General features: G+C 66.9%; 16 protein-coding genes, 1 tRNA gene and 1 pseudogene. 10 read left to right on the forward strand and 8 right to left on the reverse strand.

Annotated elements, in window-relative coordinates; genetic code table 11:
- Nucleotides 1-121 precede the first annotated feature (121 nt).
- The gene (locus B215_RS0109460; RefSeq protein ID WP_019369409.1) at nt 122-841 is read left to right on the forward strand and encodes an MOSC domain-containing protein; all 720 of its coding nucleotides are present in this window, start codon (nt 122-124) and stop codon (nt 839-841) included.
- Between the two features lie 83 nt (nt 842-924).
- Here B215_RS0109460 and B215_RS0109465 read toward each other — a convergent pair whose 3' ends face one another.
- The 4 genes from B215_RS0109465 to B215_RS0109480 all read right to left on the reverse strand — a co-directional run bounded on the left by B215_RS0109465 (nt 925) and on the right by B215_RS0109480 (nt 5,779).
- The gene (locus tag B215_RS0109465; protein WP_019369410.1) at nt 925-2,970 is read right to left on the reverse strand and encodes a S9 family peptidase; all 2,046 of its coding nucleotides are present in this window, start codon (nt 2,968-2,970) and stop codon (nt 925-927) included.
- A 67-nt stretch (nt 2,971-3,037) separates the two neighbouring features.
- Complete coding sequence (locus tag B215_RS0109470) at nt 3,038-3,484, reverse strand: DUF2497 domain-containing protein (protein WP_026009128.1); 447 nt, start codon at nt 3,482-3,484, stop codon at nt 3,038-3,040.
- A gap of 37 nt (nt 3,485-3,521) precedes the next feature.
- Nucleotides 3,522-5,078 (reverse strand): TolC family outer membrane protein, encoded by a 1,557-nt coding sequence (locus B215_RS0109475; protein WP_019369412.1) that lies wholly within the window; start codon nt 5,076-5,078, stop codon nt 3,522-3,524.
- Between the two features lie 17 nt (nt 5,079-5,095).
- The gene (locus B215_RS0109480) at nt 5,096-5,779 is read right to left on the reverse strand and encodes a protein-L-isoaspartate O-methyltransferase family protein (RefSeq protein WP_019369413.1); all 684 of its coding nucleotides are present in this window, start codon (nt 5,777-5,779) and stop codon (nt 5,096-5,098) included.
- Between the two features lie 166 nt (nt 5,780-5,945).
- Between B215_RS0109480 and B215_RS0109485 the strand changes: the two genes are divergently transcribed.
- The 3 genes from B215_RS0109485 (at nt 5,946) to B215_RS0109495 (ending at nt 7,898) form a co-directional block, all read left to right on the forward strand.
- Nucleotides 5,946-6,019: transfer RNA gene (locus tag B215_RS0109485), tRNA-Cys, on the forward strand.
- Between the two features lie 237 nt (nt 6,020-6,256).
- On the forward strand, nt 6,257-7,240 hold the full coding sequence (locus B215_RS19925) for a serine hydrolase (protein ID WP_019369414.1): 984 nt from the start codon (nt 6,257-6,259) through the stop codon (nt 7,238-7,240).
- Between the two features lie 64 nt (nt 7,241-7,304).
- The gene (locus B215_RS0109495) at nt 7,305-7,898 is read left to right on the forward strand and encodes an exopolysaccharide biosynthesis protein (RefSeq protein WP_019369415.1); all 594 of its coding nucleotides are present in this window, start codon (nt 7,305-7,307) and stop codon (nt 7,896-7,898) included.
- Here B215_RS0109495 and B215_RS0109500 read toward each other — a convergent pair.
- Entirely contained in the window at nt 7,895-8,569 is a 675-nt protein-coding gene (locus tag B215_RS0109500) for a TetR/AcrR family transcriptional regulator (RefSeq protein ID WP_019369416.1), read from the reverse strand. The two genes, B215_RS0109495 and B215_RS0109500, sit on opposite strands and share 4 nt — an antisense overlap.
- A gap of 75 nt (nt 8,570-8,644) precedes the next feature.
- On the opposite strand from B215_RS0109500, the gene B215_RS0109505 reads away from it, so the two are divergent.
- The 4 genes from B215_RS0109505 to B215_RS20625 all read left to right on the forward strand — a co-directional run bounded on the left by B215_RS0109505 (nt 8,645) and on the right by B215_RS20625 (nt 11,370).
- Nucleotides 8,645-9,079, forward strand: coding sequence for a pyridoxamine 5'-phosphate oxidase family protein (locus B215_RS0109505; RefSeq protein ID WP_019369417.1), 435 nt, complete (start codon nt 8,645-8,647; stop codon nt 9,077-9,079).
- Nucleotides 9,076-10,233, forward strand: coding sequence for an epoxide hydrolase family protein (locus tag B215_RS0109510; RefSeq protein WP_019369418.1), 1,158 nt, complete (start codon nt 9,076-9,078; stop codon nt 10,231-10,233). The genes B215_RS0109505 and B215_RS0109510 overlap by 4 nt, the downstream gene beginning before the upstream one ends.
- 112 nt (nt 10,234-10,345) lie before the next feature.
- Nucleotides 10,346-10,534 (forward strand): hypothetical protein, encoded by a 189-nt coding sequence (locus B215_RS0109515; protein ID WP_019369419.1) that lies wholly within the window; start codon nt 10,346-10,348, stop codon nt 10,532-10,534.
- Between the two features lie 281 nt (nt 10,535-10,815).
- Nucleotides 10,816-11,370, forward strand: a complete 555-nt coding sequence (locus tag B215_RS20625; protein ID WP_019369420.1) for a c-type cytochrome — start codon at nt 10,816-10,818, stop codon at nt 11,368-11,370.
- Between the two features lie 28 nt (nt 11,371-11,398).
- Here B215_RS20625 and B215_RS19935 read toward each other — a convergent pair.
- Nucleotides 11,399-13,581 (reverse strand): annotated as a pseudogene (locus tag B215_RS19935) (penicillin acylase family protein).
- A gap of 27 nt (nt 13,582-13,608) precedes the next feature.
- Here B215_RS19935 and B215_RS0109530 point away from each other — a divergent pair.
- Both B215_RS0109530 and B215_RS0109535 read left to right on the forward strand, forming a co-directional pair.
- A complete protein-coding gene (locus tag B215_RS0109530) occupies nt 13,609-14,892 on the forward strand; it encodes a metal-dependent hydrolase family protein (RefSeq protein ID WP_019369421.1) in 1,284 nt (427 codons plus the stop codon).
- Between the two features lie 5 nt (nt 14,893-14,897).
- Complete coding sequence (locus B215_RS0109535; RefSeq protein WP_019369422.1) at nt 14,898-16,628, forward strand: GH39 family glycosyl hydrolase; 1,731 nt, start codon at nt 14,898-14,900, stop codon at nt 16,626-16,628.
- 157 nt (nt 16,629-16,785) lie between these two features.
- On the opposite strand, the gene B215_RS0109540 is transcribed toward B215_RS0109535, so the two are convergent.
- Together B215_RS0109540 and B215_RS0109545 are read right to left on the reverse strand one after the other, a co-directional pair.
- Complete coding sequence (locus B215_RS0109540; RefSeq protein ID WP_019369423.1) at nt 16,786-17,580, reverse strand: ThuA domain-containing protein; 795 nt, start codon at nt 17,578-17,580, stop codon at nt 16,786-16,788.
- Between the two features lie 131 nt (nt 17,581-17,711).
- Nucleotides 17,712-18,638, reverse strand: a complete 927-nt coding sequence (locus B215_RS0109545) for a serine hydrolase domain-containing protein (RefSeq protein ID WP_082664440.1) — start codon at nt 18,636-18,638, stop codon at nt 17,712-17,714.
- Nucleotides 18,639-18,642: the final 4 nt, after the last annotated feature.

An 18,642-nucleotide genomic window follows, 5' to 3' on the forward strand; every position in this document is an offset into this window, starting at 1 on the left:
TATAGGGTTTGGAAACCGCATTCAACCGTGTTGCCGCTTATGTATCGCCTTTGTTCCATGAGAACAAGAGGCGAACTTCACGAAGGTTGCGCATGGAGGGGGTGACAGCTAGCGGGATGGCATGACCCTGATCGTCGGCCGTGTCTCCGCGCTTGCGCGTTTTCCCGTGAAATCCATGGCCGGCGAAGCGCTGCCGGTAGCCGAAATGGACTGGCAAGGCATCGAAGGGGATCGCCAATATGCCTTTGTTCGCGCAGCGAACGGCACACGATTTCCATGGCTTACCGCGCGCGAAGTGCCGGGCATGGTGCTCCACCGGGCACGCTTCGCCGAACCGGCCAAGCCCAAGACCAGCGCGATCATGGTAGAACAGCCGGATGGCGGCCTGCGCTCGTTGCACGATGCCGGGCTCGCCGCCCATCTGGCGGAGGCGGCGCGCGAGCCGGTGTCGCTGATCCAGGTGGCGCGCGGCATCTATGACTCGATGCCGATTTCGCTGCAGACCAGTGCCGGGCACCGCGCGCTCGAAACCGCGCATGGCGGCCGCATCGACCCGCGCCGCTTCCGCATCAACGTGACGATCGAAAGCGAGCTTTTGCCCGAACGATGGCAAGGCCTGCGCCTGGCCTTTGGCGACCCCGAAGTGGATGGCGCGATCGTCCAGTGCGCCGATCCTATCCAGCGCTGCGTGCTCGTCACCATCGATCCGGATACGGGTGCGAAAGACCCCACGATCCTGCGCACCGTCGCCCAGCGCTTCGCCGCCTGTTACGGCCTGTATTCGGCGCCGGCCCGGCCGGGGCTGATCCGGGTAGGCGATCCGGTGCGGTTGCTTGGGTAAATGTCGGCGGCCACCCCGACATCCCCGGGATGACGACCCTGTGAAAAGCGGAGGGGGGAGAAGATGGCCCCCCTCCCGGCCTCTTATTTCGTAGCGTTCCCCGCCCAGCGATCCATCCAGCCAAGCACCTCGCCATACCATTGCATGGAGTTCTTCGGCTTCAGCACCCAATGGTTCTCGTCCGGAAAGACGACAAGCTTGGAGGGGATGTTGCGCCGCTGGAGCGCGGTGAAGGCCGCAAGGCCCTGGGTGTAGGGGATGCGGAAGTCCTTTTCTCCGGTGATCACCAGCTGCGGCGTCTTCCACGCGGCCACGTGGTTGACCGGGTTCCAGCGCTCGAACGCGGCGGGATCCTCGTAATAGGCCTTGCCGCCATGTTCCCACTCGTCGAACCACAGCTCCTCGGTCTCGTAGGCCATGGCGCGCGCATCGAACACGCCGTCGTGCTGAACGATGCACTGGAACCGATCGGGCCACTGGCTCTCGATCCAGTTCATCATATAGCCGCCATAGGACGCACCAAGTGCGCAAGCCTTGTCTTCTTTAAGGAAATCAAAGCGATCGGTAGCAGCCTTCAATCCCTTTTTGAGGTCTTCAAGGGGCCAACCTCCCCAGTTGTTGCGGATCGCATCGGTGAAGGCCTGACCGTAGCCGGTGGAGCCATGGAAATCGACGGCGACCACGGCATAGCCCGCGCCGGCGAACACCGCGGGGTTCCAGCGATAGGACCAGCTGTTGCCCATGCTTCCCTGCGGCCCGCCATGCACAATGAAGGCGATCGGCGCCTTGGCGCCTGCCGCCAGGTTCGCCGGTTTGGCGACATAGCCCCACACCGTATCGCCATTGGCACCGTTGAAGCTGTACCTCGTCACCTCAGGCATGGCGATACCAGCGAGCTTTTCCGCATTCACCGCAGTGATTTGTTTGCTTTTCTTGCCGTTGAGCCAGAAGAAGTCATCGGGTGCGGTGAGGCTGTTCATCGCGTAGACGAGGCCGCCTCTGGTGGGCACGACGGCGGAGACGGTGCCCTTTTCGGTCAGGCGCTCTACCTTGCCCCGGAGCGAGACGGCGAACAGAGGTTCCTCCTGCACGTCCTGCGCGGTGACGTAGAGAGTCTTCGAATCCTGCGCCCAGGCGATCGAAGCAACCGAGCGATCCCAGTTCGCCGTCAACGCGCTAACGTCCCCGGTCGCCAGATTGCGCAGCATCAGCACCTGGCGATCGGCCTCATAGCCCGGCCGCCGCATCGCCGCCCAGGCCAGCCATTTGCCGTCGGGCGAGACGGTGGGTAGCGTGTCCGTCGCGGCATTTCCTGCCGTGAGGTTTACCGGCGCTGCCGAGCCGTCCGCAGGCGCGGCGAAGATATCTAGGTTGGTCGAGAGCGGCTCGATCCGGCCGGCTTCCCGCAACGCAAAATACACTGTCTTGCCGTCTGGCGACCAACTGACTTCCTCGCCGCCGCCATAGGGCTTGGACGGCGCATCGCCGATCAGCCCGCCGACAATGGCGACCCCTTCGCCGCCCGCACCCTTCGGGCCGAAGGGAAGCACGAACAATTGCGAGCGATTGCCGTCCGCCCATTGATCCCAATGGCGAACGAAAAGCTGATCATAGACTCGGCCCGAGCCGGCATTCGCATCCTTCTTCACCATCGCCGGTTGCAGCGAAGGCGCTCCCGGCTTGCGATCGGCCCAGACCAGCAGGCGGCTGCCGTCCGGCGACACCTTGAAACCGCTGAAGCCGCCGGGAAGGTGCGTGAACTGCACGGGCGTTCCCCCCGTCACCGCGATGCCCCACACCGCATCTTCGCCGCCCTTGTCCGACTGGAACCACACGGTCTTCCCATCGGCGGAGAATTGCGGAGCGGTTTCGTTCACCTCGGCTTCGGCAACCAGCTTTTCGGGCTTGGCGCCCTTCGCGCGAAGATCAAGCCGCCAGAGATCGAAGCGCCCGCGATTGGCCGACAGATCGGTTTCGCGCTGCTGCCAGACCAGCCAGCGCCCATCGGGAGAGACGGCGGGCGATCCGACGCGGGAGAGGCCGACAACGTCCTGAATGGTGAGGTCGCGTGCCGAGACCGGCGCGCAGGTGGCGGCGAGCGCGACGCTCGCGACGAGAAACTGCTTCATGCCGGCCACGATAGCCGGAAGGTAACGCCGGATACAATCGCCCGATCACGCCGCGGACGCGCGGCGATCAGCGGCCGCCGGTGATCCGGGCGACCTCGCGCGCAACGATGCCGTCGACGATCTGCGGCAGGTTCTGATCGAGCCATTCGCGCAGCATCGGCTTGAGCATCTCGCGTACCAGTCCTTCGAGCGTGTCCGATCCCGGCCCCTGCGGCTTCACCACCAGCCGCGACAAGGCTTCGAGCTTCTCGCGGCTCGCCTCTGCCACGCGGTCGGACAACAGCGGGTCCGGCCCTGCCGTGACGGTCGGCGGCAGCGTGATCGGCTCGCTCAGTTCCAGTACATCGTCCTGCGGATCGGCGAAGGTGGTACCCTCGGCCGCCGCATGGTCCGCTTCGGGCACCGCTCGCAGCGGCCGCCCGCGCCCGAGCGCGCCGGGTTCGTCATCGGCGATGATCCGTTTGATCGATGCGAGGATCTCCTCCATCGACGGCTCGCTGCTGGCAGTCCCCATCGCGTCCATCCTGGCGTTCGAGTGCGAACCCCCTCAATCAGGGATTCGGACGGTCGCTGTCAACCGGACGCTGGAGAATGGGATCGAGCGGCTGGCCTACCACTTCCGGCGTCTGCGGCGGCGTGCTGCGGGTGCTGGTCGCGACCGGCAGCGGCGTCTTGTCGTCGCGCCAGTCGTTGATACGATTGCGAACGCGCCGATAGTTCAGCGCCGGATCGTAGAGCTGCCCCGCCTCGAAATTGAGGTCCCTGGCCTGGGCGCGCCCCATGGCGGCGAGCAAGGTGAAGCCGGCAACATAGGCGTCGCGCTCGGCAGTGACATACTGGACCTGTGCGTTCAGCAGTTCCTGCTCGGCGTTGAGGATATCGAGAATGGTGCGCGTGCCGACGCTGTTTTCGGCGCGCACGCCTTCGAGGCTGAGCTGATTTGCCTGCACCGCGGTGCGCGACGATTCGATCACGCGGAGCGCCGCCTGGTAGCTCGCATAAGCCGACCGGGCCTGGGCGATCACGCCACGCTCGGTGAGCGTGACCTGCTCGATCGCGGCGCCTTCGCGCGCCTGGGCCTGGCGCACCTGCGCGGCGGGGCGGCCCGCCTGGAACAGCGGCATCGTCAGCTGCACGCCGACGGTGGCGTTGGTCGTGGTATTCGGCACGCCCGAGGAGACACCGCCGACGCTGCCGATAGAGCCGAGATAATTGGTGTAGTTGCCGCCGACCCCCAGGCTCACCTGCGGCAGGCGCCCGGCCTGCGCGACACGCGTGTCGTAGCGCGTGGCATCGCGCGCGAGCTGGGCCGCTTCGAGAAATGGATTGTTGGCCAGCGCGACCTGTTCGGCGGTCTGCACGTCCTCCGGCAGATTCGGCAGCGGCGGCGGCGGCGCGAGCACCCCCGGCGGCGTCCCTACCACCCGAATATAGGTCTCGCGGCTCCCGATCAGCTGTGCCTCGGCGCTGCGCAGCTGGGCCTGCGCGAGCGCCAGCCGAGCCTCGGACTGCGCCACGTCGGTGCGGGTCAGGTCGCCGACCTCGAATCGGTCGCGCGTTGCCTGGAGGTTCACCTCGAGGACGTGGACATTTTCCTGGTTCAGCCGGACGACCGATTCGTCGCGGATAACGTTGAGATAGGCCGTGACGGTCTGGGTAAAGATGTCGGCCTCGGTCCCGCGCAAATTGGCACGGCCGGCATCCACCCGCACCTCGGCAGCGTGGACCGAATTGCGAATGCGGCCGCCGCTATAGATAGGTTGCGACAGGTTGAGCCCGACCTGCGCCTGGCGCGTCGGCGTGAACGCATTGGAGGCAGTATTGTACAAGCTGTCGCTGGCACTCCCGGTCGCGTTGAAGCCCGGCAGCCCCTGCGAACGCGCGATCGGAACATTCTCGTCGTTGGCGCGCTGGTTCGCGCGTTGCCCCTGCAGATCGGGATTGGTCGCATAGGCTTGTGCGAGCGCATCCTGCAGCGTTGTCGTCGGTGCGGCGGTTTTCGCGCCAGGGGACGGCACGTCCTGCCGACCGCTCGGCGCGGTCTGCGCGAGCGCCGGGGCCCCGAGGGAAACGAGGCTCACGCCAATGAGCAAAAAGTTCAGTCGCATGAGCCCCGTCTTTAAGGTTAAAAGGTAAATTTTCTCGGTTTTTCAAAGCCAGGCAGCGTCGCGACTTCAATATCCATGAAGTCGACTAGGCCGAAACCGCCCTCGCTGCGCCGACCGATGGCAAGCCGCGTTACGCCGCGATCGATGATGCCCGTGGCGATGCGGCCGCCCTGCTTCACCTGATCGATGATCGTCTGCGGCAATTCCTCCACCGCGCCGTCGATCACGATCAGGTCATAGGGCGCGCGCGCCGCCCAGCCGGCGTTCAGCGGCCCCTGCACCAGCTCGACATTGGCGGAGCCTGCAAGCCCGCCGCGCGCGATCGCCGCGAGCGCCGGCTCTTCCTCCAGCGCGACCACCGACTGGACGAGCTGCGCCAGCAACGCGGCGGCATAGCCCCCGGCGGCACCAACCACCAGCACATGATCCGTCGGCTGCAGCACCGATTCCGTCAGCAGCCGTCCGATAACCAGCGGCGCGTTGTGCTGGCGGCCGTTGCCGAGCGGCAGCAGCGTATCGCGATAGGCGAGCGCACGATGCTCGGTGGGTAGGAAAACTTCGCGGGGGACGAGCGACATCGCCGTCACCACGCGAGGATCGTTCACCGCGTTGGTACGCAGCTGGCTTGCCACCATGGCGTGGCGCATCGCTTCGAAACGGGGCGCTTCGAGGGGCGCAGGGTCGACCAAGAGGGTCATCATCACTCCGCTTGTCGCACAACCGTGTTAGTTGTGCAATACACTTGTTGCTGTCTCCGGGCTTGTATCGCGGCCCAACGCCAACGCCAAGCGACCGCGACGTTATTTTGAAACGATGTTGACATTGCCCCCACCGCCAATGCATTGGCCGCGCCTCACCCTCTTGGATGGCCCGATGGCGGAGTGGTGACGCAGCGGACTGCAAATCCGTATACGCCGGTTCGATTCCGGCTCGGGCCTCCAGCACTTTTCCAGCCCAGTACGACGACGAACGCCGCTTCCGCAGCGACGAACCGTTGGCATCTGCGCTGCTCTTTTCGGGGCGATGGCTGTAAGCGGTCGGCACAGGAGGGTTGTTTGCCGCTTTTCGCCACTGTTGTCCGTTCCGTCGCGTCGCTTCTGCCAGGCGCACTGCTCACCGGCTGCGTACCTGCCGGCCCACTCTCCCCCGTACAGGCGCCACCGCCGCCCCCCCGGGCGGTGCCGGTCGCCCCGCCGATCCTCGCCACGTCTGCCGCGCCGCGCCCCAAAAGATCGGACGAAGCGCCGGCGGCACTGCTCAACGCCGTGCAGGCGCTGGGCGCGGAGTTTGACGGCCAGGTGGCGATTTCGGTGCGCGATATCGATCGGGGCTGGATGGTCGCCTGGAACGGCGAGCGTGCGTTCCCGCAGCAGAGCGTAAGCAAGCTGTGGGTCGCCATCGCGGTGTTCGATGCGATCGACGCGAAGCGGCTATCGCTGACGACACCGGTGACCGTCACAAGGGCGGACCTGACCGTCTTCCACCAACCGATCCGGGCGCTGGTCGGCGCCAATGGATACCGCACGACGGTGGGGGCGCTGCTGCAATGCGCGCTCACCCGCAGCGACAATACCTGCAACGACGTGCTGCTGTGGAAGGTGGGCGGCCCCGCCGCGATCCGCCGCATGCTCGCCGACAAGGGCGTTCGCGGCGTGAGCTTCGGGCCCGGCGAGCGCGAGTTGCAGGCGCGCACCGCAGGATTGACCTGGCGGCCGGAATGGGCCGGTGGCGCGGGGTTCCTGCAGGCGCGCGCGGCGTTGAGCCCGGCGGCGCGGCAAAAGGCGCTCAACCGCTATCTGGCGGATCCCTATGACGGGGCGAGCGCCAACGGCATCACGCTAGGTCTTTCGCTGCTCGGCCAGCAGAAGCTGCTCAGCCCTGCCTCCACCGACCGGCTGCTCTCGATCATGCTGGCAAGCAAGACCGGGCCTTTGCGCCTGAAATCGGGGCTGCGCCCCGGCTGGAAGCTGGCGCACAAGACCGGCACGGGCCAGGAATTGGGAAGCCTTGCCACCGGCTATAACGATGTTGGCCTGCTGACCGCGCCAAACGGGCATCGCTATGCCGTGGCGGTGCTGATCGCGAGCACGCGCAGGCCGATCCCGGTGCGCATGCAGCTGATGGGCGACGTGACTCGCGCGATCATCCGGGCGACCGACTGAAGGCGGCGCCGGACCGGGAAGCGGCCCGGCGGAACCGAGCAGAAACGCCGGTGTTGGACAGCCGATGAGCGACGAACACACGGTAGACGCACTTCTCGACGCGGTCGACAAACTGGCGGAGGAGAAGGATCGCGTCGCGATCGGCGATGTGGTGGAAGCCCTGGGCGCGCGCAGCTTCGCGCCGTTTCTGGTGCTGGTCCCGCTGATCGACATTTCCCCGATCGGCGGCATCCCCGGACTACCGACGGCGATGGCCGCGACGGTGATCTTGGTAGCGGCGCAGATCCTGTTCGGGCGCACCCATTTGTGGCTGCCCGGCTTCATCGAGCGGCGGAGCCTGGGCTCGCAAAAGCTCTGCAAGGCCGTGTGCAAGGCCAGGCCGGTCGCCAAGCGTCTAGATCGCTGGTTTCACGGCCGACTGCTGCGCTTCACGCGGGGCGGCTGGGTGAAGGCGGCCGCGGCGGTGGTGATCGTGCTTGCCTGCACAGTGCCGCCGCTGGAACTGCTTCCGTTCGCTACCACCGCGCCGATGGTGGCCATCCTGCTGTTCGGCATCGCCCTGCTGGTGCGCGACGGGCTGCTGATGGTGATCGCCTGCCTCGCCTCCCTCGCGGCCGCAGTGCTTGGCGCAAGCCTGTTGCTCGGCGGTGGGAGCTAGGTCGCCGCGAAAGCGCGGAGCAGGCCGGCGCGCTCCAGCAGATCGACCGCATCGTCGATCCGGCGGGATGCCGCCGCGTCGAGCTGCGCCGGGGCGTCGCCGATCAGCGCGCGCATCTGGTGCACGATGAACACCATGTCGATGAACCGTTCGGCGACTTCCCGCGCATGCGCGCCATCGGCCGGCGAGGGATTGTTCCCGGCGAGCGCGCGGGCGACGCAGGCGATGCCGCCCTCTCGCCCTATCCGGTCCACCATCCGCGCCAGCTCCGGCATGCGATGCGCCGTCGTCACCACCACCCGCATCAGCGCCACCGCTTCGGGCGTGAGTGCGTGGACCAGCAGACTGCTCCCTACCGCCCGCAGACGATCCGCAACCGGCAGGTGCCATGGAACCTCTGCGGCCGGAACCAGCGTGTGTTCGACCATGCGCCGCACCACTGCCGCGAACAGCGCCTCCTTATTGGCATAGCGCGCATAGAGGCTGGCCTTGCCGGCCCCCGCCCGCGCCACGACCTGATCGCAACTCGTGGCGTCGAAGCCGAGCTGGAGGAAAAGCACGGTGGCGGCATCGAGGATGCGGCGATCGACATCGCCCGCGCGTTCGGCAGAGGGCCGGCCGCCACGAGGGCGACGGGCAGCAGCAGTTTCTGGCGGCGTACGCGATTCCATCCTGCAACCTATAGCCATTCCGCTTGTTTCAGCAAAACTGAACGGTATAGTTCAGTTTATGCAAGGAGCGACGCGATGGCTGAGATGACGCTGGAAGACCTGTCGAAGAAGATGGCGAAGATCGATTTCGGCATGCTGTCGACCCGCACCGAAGGCGGGGCAATCGCCAGCCGCCCGATGAGCAACAATGGCGAGGTCGAATATCGCGGCGACAGCTTCTTCTTCGCCTATGACACCGCCCGCTCGGTAACCGACATCGCCGGCGATCCTCGCGTCGGGCTCAGCTTCACCGGCGCAGCCGGCCTGCTCGGCGGACCACCGCTGTTCATTGCGGTGGAGGGCGAGGCAGCGCTGATCCGCGATAAGGCGCAGTTCGCCGAACGCTGGACCAAGGATCTAGACCGCTGGTTCGAACAGGGAATCGACACGCCCGGCCTGGTGATGATCCGCGTTCACGCCAGCCGTCTGCATTACTGGAACGGCAGCGACGAAGGCGAGATCACGCTTTGAGCCAGGACGCGATCGCGCCCTTCCCGATCCACGTCCCGCAGGAGGAGCTGGACGATCTGGCCGCCCGGCTGGCGCACACGCGCTGGCCGGGGGCGGATAGCGTGCCGGACGGTAGCCAGGGCCCGCGCGGCACAGACATCCGCGCGCTCGTGGCGCGATGGCGGCAGGGCTATGACTGGCGCGCCACCGAGGCGATGGTGAACGGGTGGGGCAGCAGTCGCACCGTGATCGACGGGCTGGGCATCCACTTCCTCCACATCCGCTCGCCCGAACCGGACGCCACGCCGCTGCTGCTGACGCACGGTTGGCCCGGTTCGATCCTGGAATTCCGCGACGTGATTGGGCCGCTCAGCGATCCGCAAGCGCATGGCGGCACGCCGTCGGATGCATTCCACTTGGTGATCCCCTCGCTGCCCGGCTTCGGCTTTTCCGATCAGCCGCGCGAGCCCGGCTGGGGTGTGGGCCGCACGGCTGCCGCCTGGTCGACGCTGATGACGCGGCTGGGCTATGGCGCGCGCTGGATGGCGCAAGGGGGCGACTGGGGCGCTGCGGTGACGACGACGCTCGCGCATATGCGCGCGCCGGGGCTGGCAGGCATCCACCTCAACTTCGTGATGTTCCGACCGACCCCCGACGAAATCGCCGCTGCCAGCGCGGAGGAGCGGCAGATGCTGGCCGATGCGGCCCGCTACGATCGTGACTATTCGGGCTATATGAAGCTGCAATGCACGCGCCCGCAATCGGTGGGCTTCGGGCTGGCGGATTCGCCCGTCGGGCTGGCGGCGTGGATCTATGCACTGTTCCAGGACGTGTCCGACAGCGGCGGGGCGCCGGAGCGGCTGTTCGCGCTCGACCACCTGATCGACGATATGATGCTGTACTGGCTGCCCAATGCTGGCCCAAGCGCGGCGCGCTTCTATTGGGAGGCGGCGCAGGAAATGGCGCAGGGGGTGCCGGACGCGCCGGTGCCGCTGCCGACGGGGATCAGCATGTTCCCCGGCGAACAGGTGCGGCTGTCGCGGCGCTGGGCCGAGGCGCGGTTCGCCGATCTCCGCTTCTTCGCTGAGGCCGAACGCGGCGGCCACTTCGCCGCGATGGAGAATCCGGGCAGGTTCGTGGCGCATCTGCGCGCGACCCGCAGGGCCATCGCATAGATCGGGTAAGGCTGCCGGCCGTTCCCAGATTTTCGGCGCAACGCACACCCACCGGCTGCAAAAACTATCCTTTGTAATAGAGCGCGGCCTGCCGATCCGCGATAGTCGTTGCGTGAACGATTTCGCGCGCGCAAGCCTGACCGGGCTGATGGCATTGATGGTAGCGGGCTGCAGCGCCGAATCCCGCTCCGCCGGCCCGGACCTGCCGCAGACCGGGCCGACGGGCGCGCAGGACCCGCGCGCCGCCCGGTACGAACGCAACGTCTACCAGGTCGCGCAGGGCGGGCGCTATTTCACCTGATATGGTTGCGGCGGCTGTCACAGCGGCTCCGCGCAGGGCGCGCTGAACCTTGGCGATCGCATCTGGGTACGGGGTGGGAATCTCGACCAGGTCTATCGCACCATCGCCGAGCAACACCCCGGCACGCCGATCGGCTATGCCACGCGCATTCCCAGCGAACAGCTGTGGCAGATCACCGCCTATGTGCGGACCCTGCCGCGGCTGTCGCCGGAAAAGCGGCGACGTCAGGACCTCGACCAGACCGGCGAACCGCAGGGCCGCAACTGGGCGGGGCCGGTCCGTTGAACGGGCTGCAATCGGCACTTGCGCCGGCGGGCGAGCAGGCGTCCAGCATCCATGGCCTGTTCTGGCTGATGTTGCTGGTGTGCGGTGCAATGTACCTGCTGGTGCTGGCCGCGGTCGCCTGGAGCATCGTGCGGGCGCTGCGGCGGCGCGGACCCGCCGGTGCGCCGGCCATCAACCCGCCGGACGTCGGGCTGAACCGCGGCCTGCTCGGCTGGGCGGGACTGATCGTGATAGGTCTGACGGTGCTGATCGTCGCCAGCTTCCTGGTCGAGCGCACCATCGCCGCAGCCGCGGCGATTGAGCGCCATGCCTGCGGCGCCTGTCACCGCATCCCGGGCATCGGCGCGGCGACTGGGGTGGCCGGCCCTGCGCTGAACGGGATTGCGACCCGCAGTTTCGTCGCCGGGGTGTTGCCCAACGATCCCGCCAACCTGCAGCGCTGGATCCGGCATCCGCAACGCATCGTGCCGGGCAACGGCATGCCCGATCAAGGCGTCACGCCGCAGGAGGCGCGCGACATCGCCGCCTATCTGTACACGCTGCGGCGCTAGCGGGGGCGTGGCTCGTGCAAACAGCCGATCAGCGGCCGGGGCGGTAGCGGCGCTCGATGTGCCCTGCCAGTTGGTCGGGGTAGAAATAGACCGGGCGCAGTTCGCCCGCGGCGTAGCGATCGATCTGGTCCGCGAAGTGCGGCGAGGCAGGATCGCCGCTCTGGCCGCCTGCCATCACCGCTGCCGCTGCAACTCGCGGGCCGAAGGAGACCACCGCGACGAAGCTGTTGCCGCTGGTGCCATAATATCGCTTCGTACCCGGCCAGCCCTTGGCGCCGAACGAGGCGAGGCTGCCCCATTGGGCCGAGGGGAACGGCACCGCCGTCGACGGCGCGGCATCATCGAAATGCGGCTGCAGCGCGTTGTCCAGGCGCTGGAAGCGGTTGATCTCGCCCCAGCGCGTCTGCCAGGTGCCGAAGTCGCGCGTCAGCCGATCGATAGCCGCCGATAGCGCCGCCAGCCGCGTCCGCGCATTGACCTTGGCCGCGATATAGTCCGGTACGTTCATCCGCTCGGCCTGGGCGAAGCTGCCGACCTCGCGCCACAGCTGATCGCCCCAGAACACGGCAAGACTGGTCGCCACCGAGTCCGCGCTCCAGCAATGGTCCCATCGTGCCAGCGTGGCGACCGGATCGGCCAGCGCCGCCCGCCGGGGGTCGCTTTCCGGCAGCGCCCGCCATGCCGCGACCAGCTCCGGCACCAGCTTCGCAAAGGCCGGCAGATACGGATCGAACGCGGCGGCGCGCAACCGCTCGGCGGTCCAGCCGCGTTTTCCCATCAGCAGCAGGTCTGCATGCACGCCTCGGGCGTTGCCGCCCACCTGGTCCATGTAGCGCGGATAGTCCTTGGCGCTGGGACTGTCCGGCCCCGCCACCTGCCACGGCCAGTCATTGGTGTTGTGCGCCCAGCCGACCTTCGGGTTCAGCACGCTCGGCAGGCTGGGGAGTGTGTGCAGCCCCTTCCAATCGGTGGCGGGATCGCTGCCGTCGACCGGCCGGGTGTAATCGAACCGGTCGTCGCGCACGGCATGAACTGCGGCATCAGGAACGCGATCTCGCCTTTCGCGTCGGCGAACAGCGTGTCGTTGGAGGAGTTGGCCTTGCGCTCGGCGACCTTCAGGTAGCCGGCAAGATCGGTCGTCTTGGTGCGTAGGAAGCTCTGCTCCAGCGCCGGTACTGGTCGCCACATCAGCGCCGCGGCGATCCAGCGGCCATCCTTGGCAGCGACGATCGGCCCGTGGTGCGTCCGCCAGGTGGCGAAGCGCCGCTCGGCCAGCGATCCATCCGGCTTGCGGAAGCGCAGCGTGACGACGCGCGCCTGCACCGGCCGCGTCTCGCTGCCGTACCGATAGGCCCAGCCCTGGCCTGCGCGCACGATCCGCTCGGCAAAGGCATCGACATTGTCAACCGTGGACGACGTGTGCATCCACCCGGTGTGCGCGTTGAATCCCTGGTAGACGAAAAACTGACCCCATGTGCTCGCCCCATACACATCCAACCCCTGTTCGCTCGTCACCTGCGCCTCGGAGCGGAAGTAGAAGCTGGTGTGCGGGTTGATCAGCAGCAGCGCGCGGCCATCGGCGGTCAGCCGGGGCGCGATCGCGATGCCGTTGGAGCCTGAAGGCTCGCGCGGCACGCTGCCCTGCTCCTCGGGCGTGGGCGGCGTGGGATTGCCATAGAAGGTCTTGAGGTCGCTGAGCGAGATCCGCTCGATGTCGCCGCCGATGCTGCCTTCAGTAAAGCTAAGGGCCATCCAGGGCTCAAATCGGGTGAGCACCTTCGGTTTCACCTGAGCATGCGTCGCCATATAGTAGTTCAGGCCGTCGGCCCATGCATCCATCAGCGCGCGCAACCACGCGGGGCTGCGGGCATAGTCCCGCTTCAACTGCTCCGGATCGACGAACAGCCGCTGGCGCAGATCCGCCCAAAGCGCCCCTTCGCCCTGCACCTCGGCGGTCCGGCCGAGCGCAGTCAGATAATTTGCCTCGATCCGGCCGAAATCGTCCTCGGCCTGAGCATAGATCATTCCGAACACCGCATCAGCATCGCTCTTGCCGCGGATGTGGGGAATGCCCCAGTCATCGCGAATAATCGTCACCCGGGCTGCCTGCATCTCCCAACGCGCGCGTTCGGGGTCCGGCGCCGCGGCGGTCGTGCTCAGCAAAGCCAAGAGAAGCAACGGATTGCGCGCGCGCCGGATGAGCGTATCCATTGCCCGAGACTAGAACGGGGAGAGCATATGGCCAAGCACTGGTTGGCGATCTTGGCGGCGCTGGCGCTGGGAAGCGCGGCAGCGGCACAGACGACAGACGCGCCCGCCATTCTCCTCAAGCCGGCGGCAGTGTTCGACGGCATCGACGGGCAGGTGCATGCCGGATGGCAGGTGCTGGTACGCGGCGAGCGGATCCTCGCGGTCGGCCCCGCCCTTCCCTCCCCCGCCGGCGCGGTGGTGATCGCGCTGGACGGCGATACGCTGATGCCCGGCTTGATCGAAGGACACGGCCACCTCTTTCTCCATCCGTACAATGAGACGAGCTGGGACGATCAGGTGCTGCACGAGCCGCTGGCGCTGCGCACCGCGCGTGCGGTGGCGCAGGCCCGCGCGACGCTGCACGCCGGCTTCACCAGCCTGCGTGACCTGGGCACCGAGGGCGCGGGCTATGCCGATGTAGGCCTGAAGGCGGCGATCGATCAGGGCATCGTGGAGGGGCCGCGCCTACAGGTGGCGACCCGCGCCATCGTTGCGCTCGGCGCTTATGGCCCCAAAGGCTTTGAACCCGGCGTCGAGGTGCCGCAAGGCGCCGAGGAAGTCTCCGGGGCCGAGCAGATGGTCGCTGCGGTGCGCCGGCAGATCGCTGCCGGTGCGGACTGGATCAAGCTGTACGCAGATTATCGCTGGCGCCCCGGTGACGAGAGCCGTCCCACGCTGAACCTTGAGGAGATCAAGGCCGCCGTAGCCGCGGCGCACGACGCGGGGAGGCCAGTGGCGGTGCATGCCTCCACACCGGAGGGCATGCGCCGCGCGATCGACGCCGGGGTGGACACGATCGAACATGGCTATGGCGGCACGCCCGCGATCTTTGCCGTGATGGCCGCCAAGAAGATCGCGCTCTGCCCCACACTAGCCGCGTCGGACGCGACATCACGCTATCGCGGCTGGAACGGCGAAGATCCTGCTCCCGCCACGGTTCGCCTCAATCAGGAAAGCCTGCGCCTGGCCCTGCGCGCCGGGGTTCCGATCTGCATGGGCGGCGACGTCGGCGTCTATGCGCATGGCGACAATGCTCGCGAAATGGTACTGCTCGCGGCTGCCGGCATGCGTCCCGCCGAGGTGCTACTTGCAGCGACCTCCGGCAACGCCCGCTGGTTCGGCGAGGCGGGGCGGCTCGGAGCGGTGAGGCCCGGCATGCTGGCCGATCTCGTCGCCGTTGCCGGCGATCCCACCCGCGACATTCAGGCCGTGCGAGCCGTGCGATTCGTGACGAAGGGAGGCAAGATCGTGCCGCTGGAGCAGGCCAAGTGAGGGCGTTGCGCCTCGCGCTCGTCGCGGCTGCGCTGACGCTTCCCGGCCTGGCCGCAGCCGACCCGGAGCCAATCGCCGTCACCATCGACGTCGATGCCGCCCACGACGAAGGCCCGGTCGAGCCGCTCTGGCGCTTCTTCGGCGCGGATGAGCCCAACTACGCCACCATGAAAGACGGTCGTACCACGCTCGCCACCCTTGGGGCGCTGGCGCCGGATCGGGTGTATTTCCGCACCCATAATTTGTTCACCTCGGGCGACGGCACACCCGCGCTCAAATGGGGATCGACCGGGATCTACCGTGAGGATGCGCAGGGCAAGCCGATCTACGACTGGACGATCGTGGATCGCATCTTCGACACCTATCGTGCCCGCGGCGTGAAACCCTATGTCGAGCTCGGCTTCATGCCGGAGGCGATGTCGACTCAGCCCCAGCCCTATCAGCATGACTGGCGGCCCGGCAGCGGCACGCTGCGCACCGGCTGGGCCTATCCTCCGCGCGATTATGCCAAATGGGAGGAGCTGGTTCATCAATGGGTGCGCCATTGCGTCGCCCGCTATGGTCGTGGGGAGGTGGCGAGCTGGTATTTCCAGACGTGGAACGAAGCCAATCTGCCCCGTTACTATTGGGGCGGCACGCGCGAGGAGTTTTTCCGCCTGCACGACGCCGCCGTGCGTGGCGTGCGTCGGGCGCTGCCCGAGGCGCGGGTCGGCGGGCCGGACAATGCGGGTGCCGGCGACGATTTCCTCGCGGCGTTTCTTGACCATGTGAAGTCGGCGGGAACGCCCACCGACTTCCTGTCCTTCCACGCCAAGGGCCAGCCGGTGGTGGTTGAGGATGCGGGCGGCACCCATGTGCGCATGGGACTGAACACACACTTGCGGGCGGCCGACCATGAATTCGCCGTGATAGCCGCCGATCCGGCGGCAAGGACGAAGCCCATTATCATCGGCGAGTCCGATCCTGAAGGGTGCGCAGCCTGCCAGGGGGCGGCCAATGCCTATCGCAACGGGACCATGTATTCGAGCTACACCGCCGCGTCGTTCCCGCGCCTCCGTGCACTGGCGGCCCGACGTGGACTGACGCTGGAGGGCATCCTTTCCTGGGCGTTCGAATTCGAGGATCAGCCGCCCTTTGCCGGTTTCCGCCAACTCACCTCGGCGGGCATCGACTTGCCGGTGATGAACATGTTCAAGCTGTTCGCCAAGATGCGCGGCCACTATGTTCGCGCGACGTCCGACCGCGAGGCCGCACTCGATGCCGTGCTCCGGGACGGCGTGCGCGGCGATCCCGATATCGGCAGCGTCGCCAGCCGGGAGGGCAACAGCCTTTCGATCTTTGTCTGGCACTATCATGACGACGATGTGCCCGGCCCCGATGCCGCCGTGGCGCTTCGGCTGCGGGGCCTGCCGCGTGCACTCGCCCAAGGGGCGATGCTGACGCACTATCGCATCGACGCCGCCCACTCGAACAGCTTCGCCGCCTGGCGCGCGATGGGATCCCCTATCGCGCCGACCGACGCACAGCGTGCCGCGTTGCTGAAGGCGGCGCAACTGACGACGATGGAGGCCGTGCCCGAGCACTTGCCCGTCGGCGAGACCGGCGCCACGCTCAGCTTCCGCTTGCCGCGACAAGGGGTGTCGCTGCTGGTTCTGACTCCGGTTGGCGGCTCAGCCTTCCAGAAAGGCGGCGCGTTCCCCGGGCGTACCGTCGGGAAGCGCGCTTCAAGCCGCTGAAGGCGAACGCAGCGCCGAACGACGTGCAGCGGGCGCCGTTCTACGCCGCGGCGGCGCGGAGGGCTTATGTCGGCCATCCGACGATGGCCGTGGACTAAGCGTATACGGGTGGGCGGCACGCCTGCCAAAATTGCCGGGCGGGCCGATCCGACGGAACCTAGCGGGCCGCCCAGCGGATCGCATTGGCGAGAATGCGCCGATATGTCGGATCGTTATACGCTTCGGGCGTGTGGCCCAACGCGGAATAGAAGATGCGACCTTTGGACGACGGATTGATCCAGATCACCGGGTGTACGCCCATCATCAGCTTCGCGCCGGGACGGTAACTCGCTTCATCGACCCGCGCGAGCACGGTCATGCCACGCGCGGCGGGATTCGCATCAAAGGAATACCATTCATCGACCGGCGTCCAAGGCAGCTTCACGCCCGCCATGATCGGATGGCCTGGCCGATCGACGACGATCCACGCCGGCTGTAGATGGTCGGCGCCTCCCGGATGCCCGGTAAACGTCGTGCCAATCACCATCTTCTTGTACCAGGCATCGGTATGGCTGTTATCGCCAGCCGCATGCAACGCCACCACGCCGCCACCACGCGCGACGAAGCGGGCTAGTGCGGCGCGCTGGTCTGCGGTGAGGAAGTCCCCGCTGGCGCTGTTGAGAACGACCACGGAGAAGTGATGCAATTGTTCGTCGTTGAAGACCGCGGCGTTTTCCGTGACGAAGCTCGCGCGGCCCAGGTCGCGTGCGATATCCGTGAGCACCATGTTCGAGTGCGGTATATGCTCGATATGTCGCCAACCATTGGTCTTCGAAACGATCAACACCCCACGCTGCAATCCCGCAGGAAGCACAGGCGCTACGGCATCGTAGGTGGGCGCGGGCTGGTGCAGATCCGGCGCCGCCTGTGCCATTGTTAGAAACGCCGCCAACACCAGCATCTTACGCATCATGCAATCTCCTGGCGTCTCCATAGCGAGGATGGATGGACGAAGCGAGCAGGTGTCGACGGACCACCCTCATCGCCGGCACCCACGATGCCCACCCGATCCTTTTTCTGCGGCGGAGGGCACGGAAACGTCCGCTAGCCCCCCTTCTGCGCTGCAGGCACGATGTCCTCGGCCAGGAGACGATGCAGCGCCGCGATATGGTCGCCGTCTCGCGCGCCGTTCGGATCGGAGATCATCACGACGGTAAGCCGCAGATCGGGCACCACATACAGCATCTGCCCGCCATAGCCCCAGGCGAAGCGCACCGGATGCCCAGCCGCCTCTCCGATGAACCAGCCATAGCCATATTGGCCACCGCTCCATGGAGAGATGGTGCGCGGCGTCCAGCTCCGCTCTATCCAAGACGCAGACAGGATCCTCCTGCCGTTCGAGACGCCGCCAAGCCGGTAAAGTTCGCCAATACGGGCCAGTGCCCGCGGCGACAGGCGCATCTCGTTGCCGCCGAAGTAGATGCCCTGCGGATCGGCGGGCCAGGCGGGTATCGAGATACCGAGTGGCTCCCCCAACCACGCTCTGGCCAATTGCAGTGTACTCCTTCCCGAGGCTCGGGTGAGCATCGCCGAGAGCAGGTGCGTGTTGCCGGTGGAATACAGCATACGGCCCCCTGGCTCATCGACGAACGGCCGCGACAGCGCCGACCTGACCCAGTTCGAGCTCGACACCCACCTGCCGTAGAATTCGCCCGATGTGCGCTCGAGCCCGGCCTGCATCGACAACAGATTGCCCACGGTAAGATGCGCGAGCCGCGGATCTGGATTGGCTGGAGCCTCGCTGCGCAATACCGAGAGGACCGGTTGCTCCACCCCCGTGAGCACACCGCGATCGATGGCGATGCCGACCAGCGCGGACAGCACGGATTTCGACGCCGACTTGATGTTGACCGGCTGATCGAGCGGCGGACCGCCGTTGAAGCGGTGTTCGGCGAGCGGCTGCCCGTCGCGGAGTACCAGGAGCGCTCGGAGACGCGGCAGCCGCTGGGCAGCCGACACGGTCCCCGTCATGGTC

This window comes from Sphingomonas sp. ATCC 31555 (assembly GCF_000282895.1).
In the GTDB taxonomy this organism is placed as follows: domain Bacteria; phylum Pseudomonadota; class Alphaproteobacteria; order Sphingomonadales; family Sphingomonadaceae; genus Sphingomonas.

Coding starts and splice junctions, on each gene's coding strand:
- B215_RS0109460 (WP_019369409.1), top strand. CDS start 122: ATGACCCTGATCGTCGGCCGTGTCTCCGCGCTTGCGCGTTTTCCCGTG.
- B215_RS0109465 (WP_019369410.1), bottom strand. CDS start 2,970: ATGAAGCAGTTTCTCGTCGCGAGCGTCGCGCTCGCCGCCACCTGCGCG.
- B215_RS0109470 (WP_026009128.1), bottom strand. CDS start 3,484: ATGGGGACTGCCAGCAGCGAGCCGTCGATGGAGGAGATCCTCGCATCG.
- B215_RS0109475 (WP_019369412.1), bottom strand. CDS start 5,078: ATGCGACTGAACTTTTTGCTCATTGGCGTGAGCCTCGTTTCCCTCGGG.
- B215_RS0109480 (WP_019369413.1), bottom strand. CDS start 5,779: ATGATGACCCTCTTGGTCGACCCTGCGCCCCTCGAAGCGCCCCGTTTC.
- B215_RS0109495 (WP_019369415.1), top strand. CDS start 7,305: ATGAGCGACGAACACACGGTAGACGCACTTCTCGACGCGGTCGACAAA.
- B215_RS0109500 (WP_019369416.1), bottom strand. CDS start 8,569: ATGGAATCGCGTACGCCGCCAGAAACTGCTGCTGCCCGTCGCCCTCGT.
- B215_RS0109505 (WP_019369417.1), top strand. CDS start 8,645: ATGGCTGAGATGACGCTGGAAGACCTGTCGAAGAAGATGGCGAAGATC.
- B215_RS0109530 (WP_019369421.1), top strand. CDS start 13,609: ATGGCCAAGCACTGGTTGGCGATCTTGGCGGCGCTGGCGCTGGGAAGC.
- B215_RS0109540 (WP_019369423.1), bottom strand. CDS start 17,580: ATGATGCGTAAGATGCTGGTGTTGGCGGCGTTTCTAACAATGGCACAG.
- B215_RS0109545 (WP_082664440.1), bottom strand. CDS start 18,638: ATGACGGGGACCGTGTCGGCTGCCCAGCGGCTGCCGCGTCTCCGAGCG.